Origin of the sequence: Streptomyces sp. NBC_00209, from assembly GCF_045206345.1 — a bacterium.
Classification (GTDB): domain Bacteria; phylum Actinomycetota; class Actinomycetes; order Streptomycetales; family Streptomycetaceae; genus Streptomyces.
Genome location: NZ_CP108121.1, coordinates 6299888 through 6323901, shown reverse-complemented (window position 1 = coordinate 6323901; position 24014 = coordinate 6299888). Strand labels below are relative to the sequence as shown.

The following is a 24014-nucleotide window of genomic DNA, read 5'->3' as shown; positions in this document are numbered from 1 at the left end:
GCCGTGTGCGGTGGCGCGGAAGGTGGTCACGCGCGCTGCCGTGGGGCGCGTCGGAGGAGGCGGGTGGATGTCGGCGGATCAGGTGTACGTGGGGCTCGGGCTGATCGCGGTGCTCGCGGTCGGCTCACAGCTGCTGGCGAGCCGGTTGCGGGTGCCGGCGCTGCTCGTGCTGCTACCGGCCGGGTTCACCGCCGGGGCGCTCACCGACAACGTCGATCCGCAGCGGCTGCTCGGGAGCTCCTTCTCGCCGCTGGTGTCGCTGGCGGTGGCGGTGATCCTCTACGACGCCGGCCTGGGGCTGGACCTGAGGCGGCTGAAGGGACACAACCGGCGGGTGGTGATCCGGCTGCTGTGGCTGGGGGCGCTGCTGACGGTGGTGTCCGCCGCGCTGTTCGCCGTACCGGTGCTGGACATGTCGGCGCAGGCGGCGGTCATGCTGGCGACGATCCTCGTGGTGTCCGGCCCGACGGTCGTGGGCCCGCTGCTCGCCTTCGTACGGCCCACCGAGCGGTTGCAGCGGATCCTCGTCTGGGAGGGTTCGCTGATCGATCCGGTCGGCGGCATTCTGGGGGCGCTGGTCTTCCACGGGGTCCTCGCGGGCAGCCGGCCCGGGTTCGGCAGCGGCTTCGGGCACTTCCTGGCCAGCGCGGCGCTGGGCCTGGGGGCGGGCGCGGCCGGCGCGGGGGTGCTGTGGCTGGTGCTGGGGCGGGTGCGGCTCAGCGAGGAACTGGCGACCTCGGTGCAACTGGCCGCCGTGATCGGGGTGGCCGCCGCCTGCGACGCGCTGCGCGACGACACGGGGCTGATCTCCGCCGTGGTGATGGGGATGGCCCTGGCCAACCTGCCGGGCCTGGAACTGCCCACGCGCCGCCCGTTCTTCGAGACGCTGGTCTCCCTGATCATCGGGTTGCTGTTCGTCTCCATCTCGGCGACGGTCACCCCGGAGTCGCTGCGGCACGTGGTGCTGCCCTCGCTGGCGCTGACCGCCCTGCTCGTCCTGGTGACCCGGCCGCTCATCGCGCATCTGGCGGCGGCCCGCACCGACGTACCCGCGCGGGAGCGGTGGTTCATCGGCTGGATGGCGCCCCGGGGCATCGTCGCCGCGGCCACCGCCTCCACGTTCTCGGCCGAACTCGCCGCGCACCACATCGCCGGTGCCGAGCGCATCCTGCCCGCGACCTTCGTGGTGATCGTCGCGACCGTGATGCTCTACGGCCTGACCGCGTTCCCGGTGGCGCGGCGGCTCGGGGTGCTGCGGCCGTCCCGGTCCAGGCCGCTGCTGGTGGGCGGGGCGCCCTGGGCGGTCGACCTGGCGCGCGCCCTGAGCGCGGCGGGGCTCGACGTGCTGATGTGGGCGGGCGCGGGCGAGGAGCGGGCGCGGATCGAGGCGGCCGGCCTTGAGCTGGCGCCCGGCGAGCTGATGGCCTCGGCGGAGGGGTTCGGCGCGGTGCTCGAAGGGATCACCGATGTGCTGCTGCTCACCGGCGAGGACGACTTCAACGCGCTGGCCTCGCTCAAGCTCCGGGAGAGCGTCGAGGGGACGGTGCGCCGCCTCGCGCCGTCCGCCGCGAGCGAGGGCGTGGTGGCCCCCTACGCCGGGGGCGAGTCCCTGTTGTTCGACGCGATCCTCACCCGGCCCGAGATCGTCCGGCGGTACGAGGCCGGGGCGCGGGTGGTGACGCGGACGGCGGACGGCCCTCCGGCGGACGGGGAGCAGGTGCTCTTCGTGGTCCGTCCGGAGGGCCGGCTGGTCCCGGTCACGGACGGCGTGCACCCGGAAGCGGTCCCGGGCGACACGCTCGTACTGCTGACGGAGGCGTGAGGGCTCACGCCTTCGCGCGACTGTCCCCGCCCGTGCAGAGCGCCCAGATGATGAAGATGTCGATGGCGATGAGCACGATGGACCAGAGCGGATAGTGCGGCAGCCAGGCGAAGTTGGCGAGCGCGCCGAGTCCGGCGAGGATCACTCCGATGACGCGCGCCCAGAGGGCGCCGGTGAACAGGGCGCAGCCCGCGAGCACGATGACGATGCCGAGGACGAGGTGGATCCAGCCCCAGCCGGTCAGGTTGAACTGGAAGACATAGTTGCGCGTGGCGACGAACACGTCGTCCTTGGCGATGGCGGAGATCCCCTGGAAGACCGCCATGACACCACCGAAGATCATCAGGACCGCCGCGAACGCGGTCCAGCCCGTGCGGGCGGGATGGTGTGATGCGTCGGTGCCGTGTAGCGCCGCCGGTGCGCTGCCCGTGCTGGCCATCTCGGGCCTCCTTTGCTGGCACGGTCGCCCGGCACGGACTGGATCCGAACCGGACGTTCCGCTTCCAGAGTGTCACGGGCGTGCGTGTCCGGCAGTACGGCGGGCAGGGGGCTGACGGACCGGACATCCGCTGCCGGCGCACCACCCGCTTAGGATCACGTCGCAGCCGGTCCGCGCGGGGATGCGGCCCGGCGTTCCGTGGAAGGACCTGCCCCATGACCGAGATCGTCCCGGTGTCCGGCCCCGAGCTGGTCACCTACGCCGACGAGCTGGCCGCCCTGCTGGTGGAGACCGTCGAGAACGGCTCCTCCGTCGGCTTCCTCGCGCCCCTGGACCGGGGCGCCGCCGCCGACTGGTGGCGCGCCCGGGCCGCGTCCGTGGAGGCGGACGGGCTCCGGGTGTGGATCGCCCGGGACGGGGAACGCATCGCGGGCACCATCGGCCTGGTCCGGGCGCCGCTGCCCAACGCCCGCCACCGCGCGGAGGTGGCCAAGCTGATGGTCCGCCCCTCGGCGCGCGGGCGCGGACTCGGCCGTGAACTGCTGGCCGCGGCCGAGCGCACGGCGGCCGAGGACGGTGTCACGCTGCTGGTCCTGGACACCGAGAGCGGCAGCCCGGCGGAGCGGCTGTACCGCGCGGCGGGCTGGACGGAGTGCGGTTCCGTTCCGGACTACGCGGCCGGGCCCGACGGGGTCCTGAAGCCGACGACCTTCTACTACAAGGCGGTCGGCCGCGTGACGGACGTACCCCTGGGGTGAGAATGGGTCGGGAAGACACCGACGAGGAGACATCCATGACGCTGTACGACATTCCGCTGCGCACCCTCACCGGCGAGCCGACCTCGCTGGGCGACTACCGCGGCCGGGCGGTGCTGCTGGTGAACGTGGCATCGAAGTGCGGGCTGACCCCGCAGTACGCGGGCCTGGAACGGCTCCAGAAGGAGTACGGGGACCGGGGCCTCACCGTGCTCGGCGTGCCGTGCAACCAGTTCGGCGGCCAGGAGCCGGGGACCGCCGAGGAGATCGAGACGTTCTGCTCGACCACCTACGGGGTGAGCTTCCCGCTGCTGGAGAAGACCGAGGTGAACGGTGCGAACCGGCACCCGCTGTACGTGGAGCTGACCCGGCTCGCGGACGCCGGGGGCGAGGCCGGGGACGTCCAGTGGAACTTCGAGAAGTTCCTGATCTCACCGGCGGGCGAGCCGGTGGCCCGCGTCCGCCCCCGCACGGAGCCGGACGCGCCCGAGCTGGTCGCCGCGATCGAGGCGCAGCTGCCGGCCTGATGGACGACAGGCCCTAGGCGCGGCTGAGCAGCACGGAGCCCTTGGGGTACGTGGCATCGCCGCCCACGTTCGCCACCTGGATGAGGACGGGGGTGCCCTCCTTGATGTTGCCGGTCTTCCACGACGTGCAGTACGGGGAGGTGTGGCCGCGGGTGGTGGCGGTGCGGTCCCAGGTGCCGTCCCGGCCGATGTCGAGCTTCACCTCGATGCTCCAGCCGTCGGCGGTGGTGTCGCAGGCGCGGATGGAGTCGCCCGGGGCGGCGCCGTACGGGTCCGCGTTCCACTCCCCGTAACCGCCGAAGACCGCGTCGACCGACCGGGGCTCGGCGTGCGCCGTCGTCTGCACGGTGACCACGAGCCCGAAGGCCGCCGCCGCCGTCACCGCGATCCGTCCCGCACCGGATCTCGCCATGCCTGCTCCCTCCATCACCCGGTCACGATCTCCACCGGGAATCTACAGGTACATGGCAGGTGCACACCATCGCGAGTGCCCCACGACTGCGGCCCCCGCCCCCGGCGTGTGCCGGGGGCGGGGGCCGGGGTCGCGGCGCGGTCAGCGGATGGGCATGCCCGACAGGGTGCGGGCGATGACCAGGCGCTGGATCTCGCTGGTGCCCTCGAAGATCGTGTAGATCGCGGCGTCCCGGTGCATGCGCTCCACGGGGTACTCCCGCGTGAAGCCGTTGCCGCCGAGGATCTGGACGGCCTGGGCGGTGACCTTCTTGGCCGTCTCGCTCGCGTACAGCTTGGACATGGAGCCCTCGGCCGACTCGAAGGGCTTGCCGGTGGTGGCCATCCAGGAGGCGCGCCAGACCAGCAGCCGGGCCGCGTCGATCCGGGTCCGCATGTCGGCGAGCTGGAAGGCGACGCCCTGGTTGTCGATGATCGGGCGGCCGAACTGGGTCCGCGTCTTCGCGTAGTCGAGCGCCACCTCGTACGCGGCCCGGGCGGTGCCGACCGCCATGGCTCCGACGGCCGGGCGGGACGCCTCGAAGGTGGCCATCGCGGCGTTCTTCACGCGCTCGCCACCGGTGGCGGCGCGCTCGCGGGCGCGGGCGAGGCGCTGGTCCAGCTTCTCCTTGCCACCGAGCAGGCAGTGCCCGGGGACCCGCACGTCCTCCAGGACGACCTCGGCGGTGTGCGAGGCGCGGATGCCGTGCTTCTTGAACTTCTGGCCCTGGGAGAGGCCGGGGGTGTCCGGCGGCACGATGAAGGAGGCGTGGCCCTTGGAGCCGAGCTCGGGGTCGACCACGGCGACCACCACGTGGACATTGGCGATGCCGCCGTTGGTCGCCCAGGTCTTGGTGCCGTTGAGCACCCACTCGTCCTTGGCCTGGTCGTAGACCGCGCGGGTGCGCATCGAGGCGACGTCGGAACCGGCGTCGGGCTCGGAGGAGCAGAAGGCCGCGACCTTCACGTCGTCGGCGTCCCCGTACATCTGCGGGATCCAGGTGCCGATCTGCTCCTCGGTGCCGTTGGCGAGGACGCCGACGGCCGCCAGGCCCGTACCGACGATCGACAGGGCGATACCGGCGTCGCCCCAGAACAGCTCCTCCATGGCCATCGGGATGCCGAGCCCCGTAGGATCGAAGAACTGCTGGGCGTAGAAGTCGAGGGAGTAGATCCCGACCTTGGCCGCCTCCTGGATGACGGGCCAGGGCGTCTCCTCACGCTCGTCCCACTCCGAGGCGGCCGGACGGATCACGTCCTTGGCGAAGCCGTGGAGCCAGTCACGGACCTGCTTCTGGTCATCGTTGAGCTCAAGCGTGAACTCGGCCATGTTCCCCTCCACGTGCTGCCGTCGAAACGCCTCGTTACTTGCGGTAACAACAGTCTGTTACTGGCAAGTAGCCTGTGTCAACCACATGAGACGCCATCCGCACCCCGCCGGACAGGGTGTTACGTTGCGCAGGCACGACGGACAGGCACGGTCAGGGGTGGGAGAGACGACATGGAGACCACACGACAGGCCGAGCGCCAGCGGACCACGGCCGAGCGCCGCCGCCGAGAGCTGCTCGACGCCGCCGACCGCGTGGTGCTCAGGGACGGCCCCGGCGCCTCGATGAACGCCATCGCGGCGGAGGCGGGCATCACGAAGCCGATCCTCTACCGGCACTTCGGCGACAAGGGCGGGCTCTACCGGGCCCTCGCCAAGCGGCACACCGACGCGCTGCTGAGCGCCCTGCGCGCCGCGCTCGACGCCCCGGCGGAGCGGCGCGCCCGGGTCGAGTCGACGCTCGACACCTACCTCGCGGCGATCGAGGCCCGCCCCCAGGTGTACCGCTTCCTGATGCACCCCTCCGACGACGCGGCCCCCTCCCCCGAGCAGGGCTTCGACGTGGGCCGGCACTCCGCGCCGCTGCTGCGCCGCCTGGGCGAGGAACTGGCCATGGTGATCGCGGAGCGGGTGGACCTCGGCCCGGACAGCGAGGCGATGGCCCGGATCTGGGGCCACGGCATCGTCGGCATGATGCACGCGGCCGGTGACTGGTGGCTGGGCGAACGCCCTTGCTCGCGCGAGCAGTTGGTGCGCAGCCTCGCCGACCTCCTCTGGGGCAGGCTGGCCGAGGCGGGCGACCGCGCGGACGGCCCCGGCTTCTGACGGGCCGCCGGCCGGTCAGTCGTTACGCGCCCACGGCGCCCGGCGGGCCGCACGCAGCACCCGGGCCCGGCGCAGACCGGTCAGCCGGTCGGTGTAGACCCGGCCCTCCAGGTGGTCGCACTCGTGCTGGAGGCAGCGGGCGAAGAATCCGGTGCCGTCGATCCGGACCGGCTCACCGGTCATCGTGACGCCCTCGACCACCGTGTGATCGAAGCGCGGGGTGCCCGCCTCCAGGCCGGGGAGCGAGAGGCAGCCCTCGGAGCCGCGCATCGTGATCCCGTCCGCCTCCACGAGCACCGGGTTCACCACGTGACCGAGGTGGCGCACGTCCTCGTCGTCGGGGCAGTCGAAGACGAACACCCGCGACGGCACACCGACCTGATTGGCCGCGAGCCCGACGCCCTGCGCCTCGTACATCGTGGCGAACATGTCCTCGACCAGCCGGGCGAGCGAGGGGCCGAACTCCGTGACCGGTTCACACGGCGCGTGCAGGACGGGGTCGCCGAGCAGGCTCATGGTGCGGACGACTCCGGAGCTGCCGGGGATGGGGCGGTTGCGCATGGCGGTCATCGTACGTTCCACGAGGTGGCGCCGGAGACGCCGGACGGCCCACCCGGGTCTGCGTCAACGCCCTTGGCGCGGTCACCCGGGCGGCCATCCCGGACCGTCGGCGTGACGCGCACCACTGTCCGGGCGGACGCGGCCGGCCATGGGCGATCATGGACGGATGGACACCCGCTTCCTCGGTATCGCCGAGCTGTCCACGACCCCGTCCGTGGCGGTCGTCGTCGACGTCATGCGCGCCTACACCGTGGCGGCCTGGGCCTTCGCCCGGGGCGCGGAGAAGATCGTGCTCGCCGGCTCACCGGACGAGGCGCTGGCGCTCAAGGGCCGCCACCCGGACTGGGTGGCACTCAAGGACGGGGCGCCCGCGCCCGGGTTCGATGCCGTCAACTCTCCGGGGCTGCTGCGCTCGCGGGACCTGGGTGGCCGGACCGTGGTGCAGAAGACCACCGCGGGGACGGTCGGCGCCCTCGCGGTGAAGGACGCGTCGTTGGTGCTGTGCGCCGGCTTCGTGGTGGCGGAGGCGACGGCGCGGCTGCTGCGGGAACGCGGTGGCGACGACGTCACCTTCGTGGTCACCGGTGAGGACGGGCGCGCCGACGAGGACCTGGCGTGCGCCCAGTACATCGCCCGCCGGGCGGCAGGCGAGGCGGCGGACGCGGAGCCGTATCTGCGCCGGGCCGGCGCGTCGCGCGCCGCCGCCGAGCTGGCGCAGGGGGTGCGCGCGGGGGCCCACCCCGATGACGTGGCGCTCTGCCTCGAACTCGACCGGTTCTCCTTCGCCTTGGTGGCGACACCGGAGGGCTCCCTCATGACGCTGCGCCCGTGCACCTTCACGTAGACCTTCACGTAGATGCGCCAGCGTTCACATATCCGATCACGGAACACATGCATGGCCATTGACGTGCCCATGGCATCACTCTACGGTCGATGGAAAGCGCTTGCACCATGCCGGGCGGGAGTCCGTCCGGTTCACTCCCCCCACCTGGAGTCGAAGATGCAGCTCAAGCCTGTTCTCGCATGTGCCGGCCTGCTGGCCGGTTCGCTCGCCGTCCTGGGCACCACCGCGCAGGCCGCCCCCGGCCAGGAAAACGCTTCCCTCGCGGCCGCCGCGCTGTACGTGGCTCCGGACGGTACCGCCGACGCCGCCGGTACCGAGTCGGACCCCACCACGCTCGCCTCGGCGATCAGCCGGGTGAACGCCGGCGGCACGATCTACCTGCGCGGCGGCACGTACCGCTACGGGCAGACGGTCACCGTCCCGCCGGGCAACGACGGCACCTCGGGCGCCCGCACCACCATGGCCGCCTACCCGGGCGAGCAACCCGTGCTGAACTTCTCGGAGATGAGCGAGGACCCCGCCAACCGCGGGCTCGCGGTGAACGGCGACTACTGGCACATCGACGGCCTCACGGTCGAGCACGCCGGCGACAACGGCATCTTCGTCGGCGGCAGTGACAACGTCATCGAGCACGTCGTGACCCGTTTCAACCACGACTCGGGGCTCCAGATCTCCCGGATCTCCTCCGACACCCCCGACGAGGAGTGGCCCGCGAACAACCTCGTCCTGAGCTCCGAGTCCCATGACAACGCGGACTCCGACGGCGAGGACGCGGACGGGTTCGCCGCCAAGCTCACCGCGGGCCAGGGCAACGTCTTCCGCTACACCGTCTCGCACAACAACATCGATGACGGCTGGGACCTCTACACCAAGACGGAGACCGGCCCCATCGGCCCGGTGACCATCGAGGACTCCCTCAGTTACGACAACGGCACCCTCTCCGACGGGACCGTGAACGAGGACGGCGACCGCAACGGCTTCAAGCTCGGCGGCGACGGGATCAAGGTCAATCACATCGTGCGGCGCAACATCGCCTACAACAACGGCCACCACGGCTTCACCTACAACAGCAACCCCGGCTCGATGACCGTGTCCGACAACGTGGGCATCGACAACGAGGAGCGCAACTTCTCCTTCGACAAGGGCACTTCGGTGTTCCGGGACAACACCTCCTGCCGCAGCGATGACGGCTCCAACGACAAGACCGTCGGCGACGCGGACGGCTCCAACCAGTTCTGGACCGGGTCGAACGGCTCCCGTTGCTCCGCGTACGACGGGGCCCTGGACTGGTCGTTCGCCTCCGACGGCCGCCTGGTCGTCTCCTTCGGCGGGACCGTGGTCACTCCGTAACCCGGCCGGCGGTGCTGGGGGCGGCCGCCCCCGGCACCGCTGCCGTCTCACTCCTCCCGCAGGCTCGTCACCAGGTCGCGCGGCAGTCCGTGGGTGTCGTGGAGATAGTGAAGGTCCTCCTCCGTCAGCGTCCCCCGGAACCGGGGCCGGGCCAGCACCTGCCTGCCGCGTTCCAGGAGCCGGACGAACCGGCGCTCCTCGTCGGCCAGCACCCGCAGCACCTCGCCGGGGTCCACGTCCTGCCGGAAGTGGTCCAGGGTGTGCCGGACCAGCTCGGGCGGCAGATCGCCGAGCGTGCGCGAGGGGTCGCCCCGCCGGAGCACGGTCAGGGCCCGTCGCAGCAGGCGGCGCAGCACGTAACCGCGTCCGGTGGCGGCCGGGCGCACCCCGTCGCCGATGACGACGACGGCGGAGCGGAGGTGTCGCAGACCAGCCGCAGCGAGGGCTCGTCCAGCGGCCGGAGGACCGGTACGAGCCGGCGCCAGGGATCGAAGACATCGCACTCGAACACCGAGGCTTTGCCCTGGAGCAGCGAGGCCAGCCGTTCCAGACCGAGCCCGGTGTCGACATTGCGCTGCGGGAGCGGCACCAGGGATCCGTCGTCGAGCCTGCGGTGGCTCATCGTGACGTGGTTCCACACCTCCACCCAGCGGTCGTCCCCGGTGGGCGTGGACACGGGCGGCCCCTCGCCGCTCCACAGGAAGATCTCCGAGTCGGGGCCGCACGGCCCGGTCGGCCCGTTGGACCACCAGTTGTCCTCGACGGTCGGCTCCACGGGCACGCCGAGCTCCTGCCACATCCGCAGCGAGGCGGTGTCGCGCTCGGTGTGCTCGTCCCCGGCGTACACCGTGGCGTGCAGCCGGCCGGGGTCGATGCCCAGGCCCTCGGTGAGCAGCCCGTATCCCCATTCCAGGCTGCGCGGGCCCTCGTAATCGCCCAGCGACCAGCTGCCGAGCATCTCGAAGACGGTGAGGTGGGTGGCGTCGCCCACCTCGTCCAGGTCGGTCGTGCGCAGGCAGCGCTGCCGGTTGACCAGCCGGCTGCCCAGCGGATGCGGGCGGCCCTCCAGGTACGGGGTGAGGGGGTGCATCCCGGATGTGGTGAAGAGCACGGGGTCGCCGGGCGGCGGCAGCAGGGTCGAGCCGGTGATGCGGCGGTGGCCGCGCTCCTCGAAGTACTCCAGGAAGGTACGGGCGAGCTGTTCGGTGTCCATGGGGACGGCTCCTTCGCGGGTGGCGGGAAGGCGCCGGAGAACGGACCGTTCGGTCACCCGGCCGGGGAGGAATCACCACGGCAACCACCGACGGACCGTTTCCGGTCGCCGGGGGAAGGGAAAGTCAGACGGCGGCAACCGGCGAGCTGGTCGCTCGCGCGGTCGCGGTGGTGGTGATGCCGTTGACGTCCATACGCCGACGGTAACGCGTCCCCGGCCGCCCGCGCACCCGGATTCCGTCGCCGGCGGACTCATGGAGAACGCGACGGCCCGCTCACGCGTCCTCCATTCCACGGGAAGTCCACGTGCCGGACGGTGCCGCCGTGCGGTCACCGTGCCGGACATCGATAGGCTGGGCGGCGGACCGATGCAAGGAGGATCTAGGACGATGGCAGGCAACACGGAGCCGTTGTCGCCGCGGGCCAAGCTGGCCGTGACGGCGGGCAAGGCCGCTGCGGCGGTGTCGCGGGCGGCCGGGCGGGGCAGCGGATCGGTGATCGGCGGCCGGGTGGCGCTCAAGCTCGACCCCGACCTGCTCGGGCGGCTGGCGCAGCACCTGGACGTGATCCTCGTCTCGGCGACGAACGGCAAGACGACCACCACGCGGCTGATCGCCGAGGCGCTGCGCGCCGCGGGCCCGGTCGTGTCGAACGCCCTCGGCGCCAACATGCCCGCGGGCATCACGTCGGCGCTGGCCGGCGGGTCCGACGCGCAGTACGGCGTGATCGAGGTCGATGAGAAGTACCTCGCCGGGGTGGCCCGCGACACGACGCCCAAGGTGATCGCGCTCCTCAACCTCTCGCGCGACCAGCTGGACCGGGCCGCGGAGACGCGGATGCTGGCCGAGAAGTGGCGCGAGGGTCTTTCCGGCTCCAAGGCCGTGATCGTCGCCAACGCCGACGACCCGCTGATCGTCTGGGCGGCCTCCTCCTCCCCCAACGTGGTGTGGGTCGCGGCCGGCCAGGCGTGGAAGGACGACGCCTGGTCCTGCCCGTCCTGCGGCGGAGTCATGCAGCGCCCCGGCGACGACTGGTTCTGCGGCGAGTGCGGTTTCCGGCGTCCGCCGCCGAGCTGGGTGCTGCACGGCGACTACGTGCTCGACCCGCACGGTTCGGCGTGGCCGATCCACCTCCAGCTCCCCGGCCGCGCCAACAAGGCCAACGCCACGAGCTCGGCGGCCGTCGCCGCCGTCTTCGGGGTGCCGCCGCAGGTGGCCCTGGAGCGCATGTACCAGGTGCAGGCCGTCGCCGGCCGCTATGACGTGGTGAACTTCCTCGGCCGTGAGCTGCGGCTCCTGCTGGCGAAGAACCCGGCGGGCTGGCTGGAGACGTTCTCGCTGATCGACCCGCCGCCGACCCCGGTGATCCTCTCCGTGAACGCGCGCGGCGCGGACGGCACGGACACCTCGTGGCTGTGGGACGTCGACTACACCCAGCTCGCGGGCCACCCGATCTTCGTGCTCGGCGACCGCAAGCTGGACCTCGCGGTCCGCCTCGAAGTGGCCGGGCTCGACTTCCGGGTCTGCGAGAACCTGGACGAGGCCGTGCAGCAGGCTCCGCCCGGGCGCATCGAGGTCATCGCCAACTACACCGCCTTCCAGGACCTGCGCCGCCGTGTCGGCAACTGACCCCGGCCCCGGGCCCCTCCGGAGAGGACGAAGCATGAGCAACAACAGCCTGCGGCTGGTGTGGGTGTACCCGGACCTGCTGAGCACCTACGGCGACCAGGGCAACGCCCTCGTGGTCGAGCGCCGGGCCCGCCAGCGCGGCCTGGACGTGGCGCGCGTCGACGTGCGCAGCGACCAGCCGGTGCCCACGTCGGGCGACATCTATCTGATCGGCGGCGGCGAGGACCGGCCGCAGCGGCTCGCGGCGGAGCGGCTGCGCCGCGACGGCGGGCTGAGCCGGGCCGCGTCCAACGGCGCGATCATCTTCTCGGTCTGCGCCGGCTACCAGATCCTCGGCCACGAGTTCATCAACGACCTCGGTGAGCGCGAGCAGGGTCTCGGTCTGCTGGACGTGGTGTCGACGCGCGGCGAGGGCGCGCGGTGCGTCGGCGACGTGCTGGCGGACATCGACCCGCAGCTGGGCCTTCCGCCGCTGACCGGGTTCGAGAACCACCAGGGCGTCACGCATCTCGGGCCGACGGCGCGGCCGTTCGCCCGGGTGCGGTTCGGGCGGGGCAACGGCACGGGGGACGGCACCGAGGGGGCGTACAACGACACCGTCTTCGGCACGTACATGCACGGTCCGGTGATGGCGCGGAACCCCATGATCGCGGACCTGCTGCTGAAGCTGGCCCTCGATGTGAACGCGCTCCCGCCGACCGACGACCGGTGGTACGAGGCGCTGCGCGCGGAGCGCGTCGCGGCTGCCACCCAGCCCGCCTGACCAGGCGTTTCACTGGTTGTCCGATGAGTGGCGCGTGGCTCGGATGAGCGGCGTCCAGCAGGCGGACGCCCGGTTCGGTCCCGCCACCCTGCGCCGGTAGGGTGGCGGGGATCCAACCGGACGACGTGGTCCGGTCGTCGGCCCACGTTGCAAAGGTTTCCCGGGCAATGCGAATTGGTGTGCTCACCTCCGGCGGCGACTGCCCCGGCCTCAATGCCGTCATCCGGTCCGTCGTCCACCGCGCTGTGGTCGACCACGGCGACGAGGTCATCGGCTTCCACGACGGGTGGCGGGGCCTCCTGGAGTGCGACTACCGCAAGCTCGACCTGGACGCCGTGGGCGGCATCCTCGCCCGTGGCGGCACGATCCTCGGCTCCTCCCGGGTCCAGCCGGCGCATCTGCGCGGGGGCGTCGAGACGGCCCGGGGCCACGTCAAGGACCTCGGGCTCGACGCGATCATCCCGATCGGCGGCGAGGGCACCCTGAAGGCGGCGAACCTGCTGTCCGAGGCGGGGCTGCCGATCGTCGGTGTGCCGAAGACCATCGACAACGACATCGCGTCGACCGACGTCACCTTCGGCTTCGACACCGCCGTCGGTGTGGCCACCGAGGCGCTGGACCGGCTGAAGACCACCGCCGAGTCGCACCAGCGCGTCATGATCGTCGAGGTCATGGGCCGCCACACCGGCTGGATCGCCCTGCACTCCGGCATGGCGGCCGGCGCGCACGCCATCGTCGTCCCGGAGCGCCCGTTCGACATCGATGAGCTCACCGAGGTCGTGGGCCGGCGCTTCTCGGCCGGCAAGAAGTTCGCGATCGTCGTCGTCGCGGAGGGCGCGAAGCCGCGCGAGGGCTCCATGGACTTCCAGGCGGGCGCCAGGGACGTCTACGGCCACGAGCGCTTCACGGGCGTGGCGACCCAGCTCTCCGTCGAGCTGGAGCAGCGCCTCGGCAAGGAGGCCCGCCCGGTGATCCTGGGCCACGTCCAGCGCGGCGGCACGCCGACCGCGTACGACCGCGTCCTCGCGACCCGGTTCGGCTGGCACGCGGTGGAGGCGGCGCACCGGGGCGAGTTCGGCATGATGACGGCGCTGCGCGGCACGGACATCACGCTGGTGCCTCTCGCGCACGCGGTGGAGACCCTGAAGACGGTTCCGGCCGCCCGCTACGCCGAGGCGGAGTGCGTGCTCTGAGCGACACCCGACACGAGACCGCCCCCGGCCGCATGATCGGCCGGGGGCGGTTCTAGTCTGGTCGGGACAACCAGCACGAAACAGGGACGTCCCGGCGTTCCCCTCGGGAGTGAACAGATGGATCACAGCGGGCACGGCATGAACATGGACCTGCCGCCGTTCACGCTGGGACGCGGGCTCCACTTCTCCGCGGACCCGTTCTTCCTGACCGGCTGCGTCCTGGCGGTGCTGCTGTACGGGTACGGGGTGCTGCGGCTGCGGCGGCGCGGGGACGCGTGGCCGGTGGGGCGCACGGTCGTGTTCGTGATCGGTGTGCTGACGATCGCGCTGGTGATGTGCACCCGGCTCAACGACTACGGCATGGTCATGTTCAGCGTGCACATGGTGCAGCACATGGTGATCAGCATGCTGTCGCCGATCCTGCTGCTCCTCGGCGCGCCGGTGACGCTCGCGCTGCGCGCGCTGCCGGTCGCGCCACGGGGCACGAAGGGGCCGCGCGAGCTGCTGCTGATGCTCCTGCACAGCCGGTACATGAAGATCGTCACGCATCCGGCGTTCACGATCCCGCTGTTCATCGCCAGCCTGTACGGCCTGTACTTCACACCGCTCTTCGATTATCTGATGGGCTCCACGGCCGGGCACCTCGCGATGATGGTGCACTTCCTGGCGGTCGGCCTGTTCTTCTTCTGGCCGATCATGGGCATCGACCCGGGGCCGCACCGCCCCGGCTATGTGATGCGGATGCTGGAACTGTTCGCCGGGATGCCGTTCCACGCGTTCTTCGGGATCGCCCTCATGATGGCCTCCACGCCGATGGTGGAGGTGTACAAGAACCCGTCGTCCTCGCTCGGCATCGACGCGCTCGCCGACCAGAGCGCGGCGGGCGGCATCGCGTGGGCGTTCAGCGAGATCCCCTCGGTGGTGGTCCTGGTGGCCCTGGTGTTCCAGTGGTACCGCTCGGAACAGCGGACGGCGAAGCGCTCGGACCGGGCCGCGGACCGCGACGGGGACCAGGAGCTCCTGGCGTACAACGCGTATCTCGCGTCGTTGCAGGCGCGCGGACAGTAGCGGCAAACCCCCCTTTCGGGTGACGATGGCCTTAACGGCCGCGCGGCCGACGAGGAGGGTGCGCGCATGTCCGGATCCACGAAGACGATGGGAATGCTCACCGCCGGCACCTTGGTGGCGGTGACCGCCTACACGGTGGCCCTGGGAAGCAACGGCTGGCTCTGGTTCGGCTGGGTGATCCTGGGCCTGATCACGATCGGGATGGCGGCTACACGGGAGACGTGAGCGAGCGGTGGCCCTCCGGATGGAGCGCTCCCACACGCGGTCCGGCCCGGCGGGCGGTCGTTCGGGCGGTCGTTCCGGCTGCGTTACGCAAAGGTGAACCGGTGCATACGGTGACCGGCCGCAACCGGTTCCATCCGGGCCGCGCGGTCGGCCCGGCGCCACCGGGGGCACCCCGCCGCTGCGGCGTACGCCTGCCGGACCGGTGGCGGTGATGCGAACTTCGCAAACGCCCCGGGGGCTGCCGTCGCTCCCGTACCTCCCGTCACTCCCCGTCGGTTTCGACACACGTTGTCGCGGAGGGGCGCACCCCTCCCGGAGGCGCCGCTCAGTCGTGCCTGGCACGCCGCTGCCCTGGCGATTCGCCTCCGACCGATGTGCCGTGGAGCCCGCCACCGCGCCGGAGGCGCGCCTCACCCCGGGTGACCGCCCGGGCGCCCGCCACGGCGAGGCACCCGGCCGCGCACGCGACCCCGCGCGTGCGATTGCGAACGTCTCCGCGGGCGCGGGGAGGTGTCTCCCCGGGCCCGGTCACCCGTGGTTACCCGGTCGTCAACTCCGCTGCGCGGCCGATCCGTTCGACGTGTGGTCCCGTTCACACGGTCGTAAGCCAGTTGCGCTTTAACTCTTGACAGGTGCCTGTCGCCACGCCACCTTGGGAGCGCTCCCACAATCAAGACTTGCACACTCCACCCCCTCCCCTTCTCCCCCAACGCCGTTGATCCGCAAAGGAGTTACGGGGCGCAGCCGCGCTCCCCGTGACGTCCGCGCTCCCCGGCAGAGGAAGGCGTTCGTCATGAGCTTGGTGAAGCGTTGTAGGCCCCGCCGCTCCCCGGGGCTCCCGGCCCTCGTGGTCGGCGCACTCGCCCTGGCCACCGGCCTGGCGGGCGGGCCGGCGTCGGCCGCACCGCAGGACACACTGCACGACCTCGCCGCGGCCCAGGGCAAGTACTTCGGCTCCGCCACCGACAACCCCGAGCTCCCCGACGCGGCCTACGCGGCGAAACTGGGCTCCGAGTTCGGGCAGGTCACCCCCGGCAACTCCATGAAGTGGGACACCACCGAGCCCACCCGCGGCCAGTTCAACTTCGCCAAGGGCGATGTGATCACCGCCTTCGCCCAGGAGCACGGCCAGACCGTGCGCGGCCACACCCTGGTCTGGCACAGCCAGCTGCCCGGCTGGGTGGGCTCACTGCCCGCCGCCGAGGTGGAGACGGCCATGACCGGCCACATCACCGCGGAGGCCACCCACTACCGCGGCGAGGTGGCCGCGTGGGACGTGGTGAACGAGCCGTTCAACGAGGACGGGACCTTCCGGACCAGCCCGTTCTACAACGCGATGGGCAAGGACTACATCGCCGAGGCCCTGCGCGCGGCGCACGCCGCCGACCCGGACGCCAAGCTCTACATCAACGACTACAACGTCGAGGGCAAGGGCGCGAAGAGCGACGCGATGTACGACCTGGTGAGCGACCTCCTCGCCGAGGGCGTGCCGCTCGACGGGGTCGGGATGCAGGCACACCTGGCCATCCAGTACGGCTTCCCGTACCAGATGCAGGCGAACATGCAGCGGTTCGCCGATCTGGGCCTGGACGTCGCCGTCACCGAACTTGACGTGCGCATGCAACTTCCGGCGGATGCCACCAAGCTCGCCACCCAGTCCTCCTACTACGCGCAGGTGGTCGACGCCTGCCTCGCCGTGGAGCGCTGCGTCGGCATCACGGTCTGGGACTACACGGACAAGTACTCCTGGGTGCCGAGCACCTTCCCGGGCGAGGGCGCCGCCAACCTGTACGACGACAACCTGGCCCCCAAGCCCGCCTACGCCGCCGTGCGCACCGCCCTGGGCGACGAGGACGACGGGGGTGACGGCGGCGGCGACGGCGGTACGCCCGGCGCGCTGAAGGCCCTGTACCGCGCCAACGACACCTCGGCCGGCGACAACCAGATCAAGCCCGGCCTCCAACTCGTGAACACCGGCAGCGCCCCGGTCAGCCTCCCCGCGGTGACCGTCCGCTACTGGTTCTCCGGCGACAACGGCGCCACCACGTACGGAAGTTGGTGCGACTGGTCCCCGATCGGCTGCTCCACCATCACGCACCGGGTGGCGGCCGCGAGCACCCCGAAGGCCGGTGCCGACCACTACCTCGAAGTCGGCTTCGCGGGCGGCACCCTCGCCCCGGGCGCATCGACCGGCGAGATGCAACTGCGCCTCAGCAAGACGGACTGGTCGAACTTCGACGAGTCGGACGACTACAGCCACGGCACCGGCGCCTCGTACGCGGACGCCTCCAAGGTCACCGTCTACGCCGGCGGCGCACTCGTCTGGGGCATCGAGCCCTGATCCCGGGGCCCCGCTCAGGGCCCCGCTCCCCTCGCGTACACCCTCGCGCATCCCCACCCGTATCCCCACCCGCGCATCCGCCGCACCCGTCCCCACCGCTTCCCCTCCTCCCCTCCCCCTCGACGACACCCGCCACTGGAGGATTTGTGTCGATATCACGTAGAACGTTCAGCAGCGCCCTCGGCGGCAGCGTGCTGGCCGCCGGTCTGGCCCAGGGCACCGCGATCGCCCGGCCCGCCTCGGCGCAGGCCGGTACCGGAGCCCGTGCGGCCGCCGCCGGCGACGACCCGTACACGCAGGCGTTCCTCACCCAGTACGGCAAGCTCAAGGACGCCGCGAACGGCTACTTCAGCCCCGACGGTCTCCCGTACCACTCGGTCGAGACCCTGATGGTCGAGGCGCCGGACCACGGCCACCAGACGACGTCGGAGGCCGTCAGCTTCTGGATGTGGCTGGAGGCGGCGTACGGCAGGGTGACCGGTGACTGGGCGCCGTTCAACGCGGCCTGGGCGGTGGCGGAGAAGACCATCATCCCGCAGCACGCCGACCAGTCCACCAGCGACTCGTACAACCCCTCGGCGCCCGCGACCTACGCCCCCGAGCACCCGCTGCCGAGCGGCTACCCCTCCGCGCTGGACGGCACGGTGCCGGTGGGCACCGACCCGCTGTCGGCCGAACTCGCCTCGTCCTACGGGACGATGGACGTCTACGGCATGCACTGGCTGATGGACCTGGACAATGTCTACGGCTACGGCAACAAGCCGGGCACCGGCGGCGAGTCCGGGCCGGGCGCCGGCGCCTCCTTCATCAACACCTACCAGCGCGGTGCGCAGGAGTCGGTGTGGGAGACGGTCCCGCAGCCGACCACCGACCTCTTCAAGTACGGCGGTCCCAACGGGTATCTCGACCTGTTCGTCGGGGACTCCAGCTACGCCAAGCAGTGGAAGTACACCAACGCGCCGGACGCCGACGCCCGTGCGGTGCAGGCGGCCTACTGGGCGTACCGCTGGGCCTCCGACCAGGGCAAGGAGAGCCAGGTCGCGGCCTCGGTGGCGAAGGCCGCCAAGATGGGCGACTACCTCCGCTACGCCATGTTCGACAAGTACTTCAAGCGCGTCGGCTCCTGCACCGACCCCAACTCCTGCCCGGCCGCCTCCGGCCGCGACTCCCAGCACTACCTGCTCTCCTGGTACTACGCCTGGGGCGGGGCCGCCGCGGGCAGCGGCGGCGGCTGGGCCTGGCGCATCGGTGACGGCGCCTCCCACCAGGGCTACCAGAACCCGCTCGCCGCCTGGGCCCTGTCCAACGTGCCGTCGCTCACCCCCAAGTCCGCGACGGCCAGGTCGGACTGGTCCAAGAGCCTGACCCGGCAGCTGGAGTTCCTGACCTGGCTCCAGTCCAGCGAGGGCGCCCTCGCCGGCGGCTGCACCAACAGCTGGGAGGGCAGCTACAGCGCGCCCCCGGCCGGCACGCCCACCTTCTACGGGATGGCGTACGACTGGCAGCCGGTGTACCACGACCCGGCGAGCAACAACTGGTTCGGCTTCCAGGCGTGGGGCATGGAGCGCGTCGCCGCCTATTACTACGTGACCGGCAACGCGACCGCCGAGGCCGTGCTCTCGAAGTGGGTCGCCTGGGCGTCGAGCGAGACCACCATCGGCTCCGACGGCAGCTTCCGCTTCCCCTCGACCCTCAACTGGACCGGGGAGCCCGACACCTGGAACGCCGCCTCGCCCGGTGGCAACGCCGGTCTGCACGTGTCCGTGGTGGACTACGCCAACGACGTCGGCGTGGGCGCCGCGTACGTCAAGACGCTCACCTACTACGCCGCCAAGTCGGGCGACGAGGACGCGGCGGCGCTCGCCAAGGCCCTGCTGGACGCGATGGCGCTGAACACCACGGACAAGGGCATCTCGGTGCCGGAGACCCGGCTGGACTACAACCGGTTCGACGACGAGGTGTACATCCCGTCCGGCTGGTCGGGCACCATGCCCAACGGCGACCCGGTCCGGCCCGGTTCGACCTTCATCGGCATCCGCAGCTGGTACAAGGACGACCCGGACTGGCCGAAGGTGCAGGCGTACCTGGACGGCGGGGACGCGCCCGTCTTCACGTACCACCGCTTCTGGGCGCAGGCCGCGCTCGCCCTGGCCTTCGCGATCTACGCGGAGCTGCTGGTGGAGGGCGGTGGCGGTGAGCCGGGCGGCGACACCGAGGCGCCGACCGCGCCGGGCGGCCTCACGGTGAGCGCGACCACCAAGGACAGCGTCTCGCTCGCCTGGTCCGCGTCCACCGACAACACCGCGGTGACCGGCTACGACGTGTACCGCAACGGTGTGCTGGCGGGCAACGCGACGGGGCTGACGTTCACCGACTCCGGACTCGCCGCCAACACCGAGTACACCTACGCGGTGGCGGCGCGGGACGCGGGCGGCAACACCTCGGCGCTGTCGGACGCGGTCCTCGCCAAGACGAAGACCGGCGGCTCGACCGGGACCGGCGCGGTGAAGGTGCAGTACAAGAGCACCGACTCCGCCGCGACGGACAACCAGATCCGGATGGGCCTCCAGGTGGTGAACACGGGCGGCGCGCCCGTCGACCTGTCGACGGTGAAGGTCCGGTACTGGTTCACCGCGGACGGCGGCCCGAGCACCTTCGGCACCTACTGCGACTACGCGGCGCTCGGCTCGTCCACCATCACGCACACGGTGGTCGCCGTCTCCAGCCCGAAGACCGGGGCCGACCGCTACCTGGAGATCGGGTTCACCGGCGGCGCCGGCACGCTGGCCGCGGGCGCCTCGACCGGTGAGATCCAGCTGCGGCTCAACAAGAGCGACTGGTCGAACTTCAACGAGTCGGACGACTACAGCCGGGCCACCAACACCGCGTACGCGGACTCCTCGAAGGTCGGCGCGTATGTCGCCGGTGCCCTCGCCTGGGGGGTCGAGCCGTGACAGGCCGACCGCCGGCGGCGCTGGCCGGGGCGGCCGCCGCCCTGGTCCTGGCCGCCGCGTCGATGCTGACCGGCGCGTCCTCGGCCTCGGCGTCACCGGTCACCGACTGCACGCCCTGGGGCACCACCGAACTGCGCGGCGGGGAGTACCTCTACCAGCAGAACGAGTGGAACTCCGCCAGCGAGCAGTGCGTCGGCGTCGACCCGGACACCGGTGCCTGGTCCGTCACCACGGCCTCGTTCAACCTGCCGACGAACGGCGCCCCGGCGACGTACCCCTCCAGTTACAAGGGCTGTCACTGGGGGGCGTGCACGACGGACAGCGGGCTGCCGCTCCGCGTGGACGAGCTGGGCAGCGTACGCACCGACTGGTCGACCACCCAGACCGGCTCCGGCGCGTACAACGTCTCGATGGACGTCTGGTTCAACTCGGCGCCGGTCACCGACGACCAGCCGGACGGCACCGAGCTGATGATCTGGATGAACCACCGGGGCGGCGTCCAGCCCATCGGCTCCCGCACGGCGACGGTCCAGCTCGACGGCCGGACCTGGGACGTGTGGACCGGTCCCGGCGCGTCGGGCTGGAAGGTGATCTCGTACGTCCTCCAGGGCGGCGCGACCGCGCTGACCGGCTTCGACGTGAAGAGCCTGATCGACGACGGGGTCGGCCGGGGTCAGATCGATCCGGCGCACTACCTGATCGACGCCGAGGCCGGGTTCGAGATCTGGCAGGGCGGTCAGGGGCTCGGCATGAAGGAGTTCTCCTTCGAGGCGAGCGCCGGCCCCGACGACGGCGGCGACGACGGTGATCCGGGCGGGGGCGGCACGACCGGCGCCCTCAAGGCGCAGTACAAGAACAACGACTCCTCCGCGACCGACAACCAGATCCGGCCCGGCCTCCAACTGGTCAACACCGGCAGCACGGCCGTGGACCTGTCCACCGTGAGGCTGCGCTACTGGTTCACCCCCGAGTCCGGCGCCGCCGGCTTCGGCACCGCGTGCGACTACGCGGTCGTCGGCTGCGGAAACGTGACGCACACGGTGAAGCAGGGCGGTACCGCCGCCGGTGCGAGCCACTACCTGGAGGTCGGCTTCACCGGGGGCAGCCTCGCCCCGGGGGCCTCCACCGGAGAGATCCAGCTCCGGTTGAACAAGTCCGACTGGTCGGCGTTCAACGAGTCCGACGACTACAGCCGGTCCGCCGACCCGGCCTTCACCGACGCCTCGAAGGTCGGGGTGTACGTCAACGGCGCCCTGTCCTCGGGCACCGCCCCCTGACCGGCTGAAACCGCCGGTCACCCCACCACTCCCGATGGCGGGTCACACACTCACCCCGCTGAACCCGCCATCGGGCAGCACCCCCATGAACCCGTCTGCGGGGAGTTTCCGCAGGCGTACGAGAGGAGCACGGAGCCGCAATGAGTACCAGAGGCACCATCAAGCAAGGTCTGCGCCGGAGGCTGGCCGCAGCCTCCGCCCTGGCCATGGGCGCGGCGCTGGCGGTGGCGATCCCCACCACCGCCGACGCGGCGGCGGCCCGGGTCGACAACCCCTACGTGGGCGCCACGGCATATGTGAACCCGGACTGGTCCGCCAAGGCGGCGGCCGAGCCGGGCGGCGCGGCCATCGCCGACACCCCGGCCTTCGTCTGGATGGACCGCATCGCGGCCATCGGCGGCACCCCCGGGGCGATGAGCCTGCGTGAGCACCTGGACACCGCCCTCGACCAGGGCGCGAACCTCTTCCAGGTGGTCATCTACGACCTGCCGGGGCGCGACTGTGCGGCGCTGGCGTCCAACGGTGAGCTCGGCCCCACGGAGCTCGACCGGTACAAGGACGAATACATCGACCCGATCTCCGAGATCCTCGCCGACCCGGCGTACGCGAACATGCGGATCGTCACCCTCATCGAGCCGGACTCGCTGCCCAACATCGTCACCAACGCGGGCGGCACGGCCGGTTCGACCGACGCCTGCGCGACGATGAAGGCGAACGGCAACTACGAGAAGGGCATCGGGTACGCCCTGCACACGCTGGGCGCCATCCCCAACGTCTACAACTACGTCGACGCCGCTCACCACGGCTGGCTGGGCTGGGACAGCAACATGGTCCCGGCGGGCGTGGAGTTCAAGAAGGCCGCGACCTCCGAGGGCGCGACCGTGGACGACGTCGCCGGCTTCATTGTGAACACGGCCAACTACTCGGCCCTCAAGGAGCCGAACTTCAAGGTCACCGACTCGGTCAACGGCACCACCGTGCGCCAGTCCAAGTGGGTCGACTGGAACTACTACGTCGATGAGCTGTCGTTCGCCCAGGCGCTGCGCACCCAGCTGGTGGGCCAGGGCTTCAACTCCAACATCGGCATGCTGATCGACACCGCCCGCAACGGCTGGGGCGGCGCCGACCGGCCCACCTCGGCGGGCCCGCTGACCAGCGTGGACGCCTACGTCAACGGTGGCCGCGTCGACCGGCGCATCCACGCCGGCAACTGGTGCAACCAGACCGGTGCCGGTATCGGTGAGCGTCCCACCACCGCCCCCGAGGCCGGGATCGACGCCTACGTGTGGGCGAAGCCCCCGGGGGAGTCGGACGGTAACAGCCAGCCCGAGGACAACGACGAGGGCAAGGGCTTCGACCGGATGTGCGACCCGACCTACGAGGGCAACGGGCGCAACGGCAACAGCATGACGGGCGCGCTGCCGAACTCCCCGCTCGCGGGTCACTGGTTCTCCGCGCAGTTCCAGGAGCTGGTACGCAACGCCTACCCGCCGATCGACGGCAGCGGCGAGAACCCCGGCGGTGGCGACGACGACACCCAGGCGCCGACCGCTCCGACGGGTCTGACCTCCACGGCGAAGACCAGCAGCAGCGTCTCGCTGTCCTGGACCGCGTCGAGCGACAACAAGGCCGTGACCGGCTACGACGTGTACCGGGGCGGCACCAAGGTGGGTTCGTCCACCACCACCTCGTACACCGACACGGGTCTGTCGGCCTCGACCGCCTACAGCTACACCGTGAAGGCGAAGGACGCGGCCGGTAACGTCTCGGCGGCCTCCTCGGCCCTCTCCGTCACCACCTCCGCCGGGGGTGGCACCGGAACGGGCGCGCTGAAGGTCCAGTACAAGAACAACGACTCCTCCGCGACCGACAACCAGATCCGGTTCGGTCTCCAGGTGGTCAACACCGGCAGCACGGCGGTGGACCTGTCCACGGTGAAGCTGCGCTACTGGTTCACCCCCGAGTCCGGCGCCTCCACCTTCGGCACCGCGTGCGACTACGCGGTCCTGGGCTGCGGGAAGCTGAGCCTGGCGGTGAAGTCGGGCGGTTCGACGGCCGGGGCCAGCCACTACCTGGAGGTCTCCTTCGGCAGCGGCACCCTCGCGGCCGGCGCCTCCACCGGTGAGATGCAGCTGCGGCTGAACAAGAGTGACTGGTCCAACTTCAACGAGGCGGACGACTACAGCCACGGCACGGGCACCTCGTTCGCCGACGCTTCGAAGGTCGGCGTGTACACGGCCGGTGCGCTCTCCTGGGGCACCGCGCCCTGATCAGTGACCGGATGACCCGGTGACTCCGTCCGGCCCCGCCACCTGTGTGGCGGGGCCGGACTTCTTTACGTGCGCGGGGCCGGACATCTTTACGTACAAGTGAGCGACGGGTTTTTGTTATGGTCTCCGGCCGGGCCGCATCTCCCAGGTGTGCGTGAAGCCAGAACAGGACTCCGGAAGAGT

At 71.3% G+C, this 24014-nt stretch carries 18 protein-coding genes and 3 pseudogenes; 16 read left to right on the top strand and 5 right to left on the bottom strand.

From position 1 onward, the window contains the following. The first annotated feature begins 67 nt into the window (after positions 1–67). Positions 68–1822, top strand: a complete 1755-nt coding sequence (locus OG867_RS28755; RefSeq protein WP_406289722.1) for a cation:proton antiporter — start codon at positions 68–70, stop codon at positions 1820–1822. A 4-nt stretch (positions 1823–1826) separates the two neighbouring features. Here OG867_RS28755 and OG867_RS28750 read toward each other — a convergent pair whose 3' ends face one another. After that, positions 1827–2261 carry a hypothetical protein gene (locus OG867_RS28750; protein WP_406289720.1) on the bottom strand — a complete coding sequence of 145 codons (435 nt, stop codon included), beginning with the start codon at positions 2259–2261 and terminating at the stop codon, positions 1827–1829. A gap of 215 nt (positions 2262–2476) precedes the next feature. Here OG867_RS28750 and OG867_RS28745 point away from each other — a divergent pair, with 215 nt between their 5' ends. Together OG867_RS28745 and OG867_RS28740 are read left to right on the top strand one after the other, a co-directional pair. Continuing rightward, on the top strand, positions 2477–3019 hold the full coding sequence (locus OG867_RS28745) for a GNAT family N-acetyltransferase (RefSeq protein ID WP_406289717.1): 543 nt from the start codon (positions 2477–2479) through the stop codon (positions 3017–3019). 35 nt (positions 3020–3054) lie between these two features. Further along, a complete protein-coding gene (locus OG867_RS28740; protein WP_328899048.1) occupies positions 3055–3543 on the top strand; it encodes a glutathione peroxidase in 489 nt (162 codons plus the stop codon). A gap of 13 nt (positions 3544–3556) precedes the next feature. On the opposite strand, the gene OG867_RS28735 is transcribed toward OG867_RS28740, so the two are convergent. Further along, a complete protein-coding gene (locus OG867_RS28735; RefSeq protein WP_328899049.1) occupies positions 3557–3955 on the bottom strand; it encodes a hypothetical protein in 399 nt (132 codons plus the stop codon). A 141-nt stretch (positions 3956–4096) separates the two neighbouring features. Further along, positions 4097–5323, bottom strand: a complete 1227-nt coding sequence (locus OG867_RS28730) for an acyl-CoA dehydrogenase family protein (protein WP_406289713.1) — start codon at positions 5321–5323, stop codon at positions 4097–4099. Between the two features lie 171 nt (positions 5324–5494). Here OG867_RS28730 and OG867_RS28725 point away from each other — a divergent pair, with 171 nt between their 5' ends. Continuing rightward, the gene (locus OG867_RS28725; protein WP_406289711.1) at positions 5495–6145 is read left to right on the top strand and encodes a TetR family transcriptional regulator; all 651 of its coding nucleotides are present in this window, start codon (positions 5495–5497) and stop codon (positions 6143–6145) included. 15 nt (positions 6146–6160) lie between these two features. On the opposite strand, the gene def is transcribed toward OG867_RS28725, so the two are convergent. Next, a complete protein-coding gene (gene def, locus OG867_RS28720) occupies positions 6161–6706 on the bottom strand; it encodes a peptide deformylase (RefSeq protein ID WP_406289708.1) in 546 nt (181 codons plus the stop codon). Positions 6707–6872: 166 nt separating this feature from the next. On the opposite strand from def, the gene OG867_RS28715 reads away from it, so the two are divergent. Both OG867_RS28715 and OG867_RS28710 read left to right on the top strand, forming a co-directional pair. Beyond that, positions 6873–7550 (top strand): 2-phosphosulfolactate phosphatase, encoded by a 678-nt coding sequence (locus OG867_RS28715; protein ID WP_406289706.1) that lies wholly within the window; start codon positions 6873–6875, stop codon positions 7548–7550. Positions 7551–7706: 156 nt separating this feature from the next. Beyond that, entirely contained in the window at positions 7707–8900 is a 1194-nt protein-coding gene (locus OG867_RS28710) for a right-handed parallel beta-helix repeat-containing protein (protein ID WP_406289703.1), read from the top strand. A 47-nt stretch (positions 8901–8947) separates the two neighbouring features. Here OG867_RS28710 and OG867_RS28705 read toward each other — a convergent pair. Then, a pseudogene (locus tag OG867_RS28705) lies at positions 8948–10113 on the bottom strand (alanine--tRNA ligase-related protein). A 388-nt stretch (positions 10114–10501) separates the two neighbouring features. Between OG867_RS28705 and OG867_RS28700 the strand changes: the two are divergent. The 10 genes and pseudogenes from OG867_RS28700 (at position 10502) to OG867_RS28655 (ending at position 23831) form a co-directional block, all read left to right on the top strand. Further along, positions 10502–11740 carry a MurT ligase domain-containing protein gene (locus OG867_RS28700; protein WP_018105235.1) on the top strand — a complete coding sequence of 413 codons (1239 nt, stop codon included), beginning with the start codon at positions 10502–10504 and terminating at the stop codon, positions 11738–11740. A 34-nt stretch (positions 11741–11774) separates the two neighbouring features. Beyond that, complete coding sequence (locus OG867_RS28695; RefSeq protein ID WP_073865163.1) at positions 11775–12503, top strand: type 1 glutamine amidotransferase; 729 nt, start codon at positions 11775–11777, stop codon at positions 12501–12503. A 167-nt stretch (positions 12504–12670) separates the two neighbouring features. After that, entirely contained in the window at positions 12671–13696 is a 1026-nt protein-coding gene (locus OG867_RS28690; protein ID WP_328899056.1) for a 6-phosphofructokinase, read from the top strand. A 117-nt stretch (positions 13697–13813) separates the two neighbouring features. Next, a complete protein-coding gene (locus OG867_RS28685) occupies positions 13814–14764 on the top strand; it encodes a cytochrome c oxidase assembly protein (protein WP_328899057.1) in 951 nt (316 codons plus the stop codon). Positions 14765–14830: 66 nt separating this feature from the next. Continuing rightward, positions 14831–14989 carry a hypothetical protein gene (locus tag OG867_RS28680; protein ID WP_198957105.1) on the top strand — a complete coding sequence of 53 codons (159 nt, stop codon included), beginning with the start codon at positions 14831–14833 and terminating at the stop codon, positions 14987–14989. A 793-nt stretch (positions 14990–15782) separates the two neighbouring features. Next, on the top strand, positions 15783–17330 hold the full coding sequence (locus tag OG867_RS28675; RefSeq protein WP_406289699.1) for an endo-1,4-beta-xylanase: 1548 nt from the start codon (positions 15783–15785) through the stop codon (positions 17328–17330). 191 nt (positions 17331–17521) lie between these two features. After that, positions 17522–20284, top strand: coding sequence for a glycoside hydrolase family 48 protein (locus OG867_RS28670; protein WP_406291204.1), 2763 nt, complete (start codon positions 17522–17524; stop codon positions 20282–20284). 62 nt (positions 20285–20346) lie between these two features. Continuing rightward, positions 20347–20991, top strand: a pseudogene (locus OG867_RS28665) (GH12 family glycosyl hydrolase domain-containing protein); the annotation flags it as partial. Positions 20992–21096: 105 nt separating this feature from the next. Continuing rightward, positions 21097–21561: pseudogene (locus OG867_RS28660) on the top strand (cellulose binding domain-containing protein); the annotation flags it as partial. Between the two features lie 140 nt (positions 21562–21701). Then, a complete protein-coding gene (locus OG867_RS28655; protein ID WP_328899059.1) occupies positions 21702–23831 on the top strand; it encodes a glycoside hydrolase family 6 protein in 2130 nt (709 codons plus the stop codon). Positions 23832–24014: the final 183 nt, after the last annotated feature.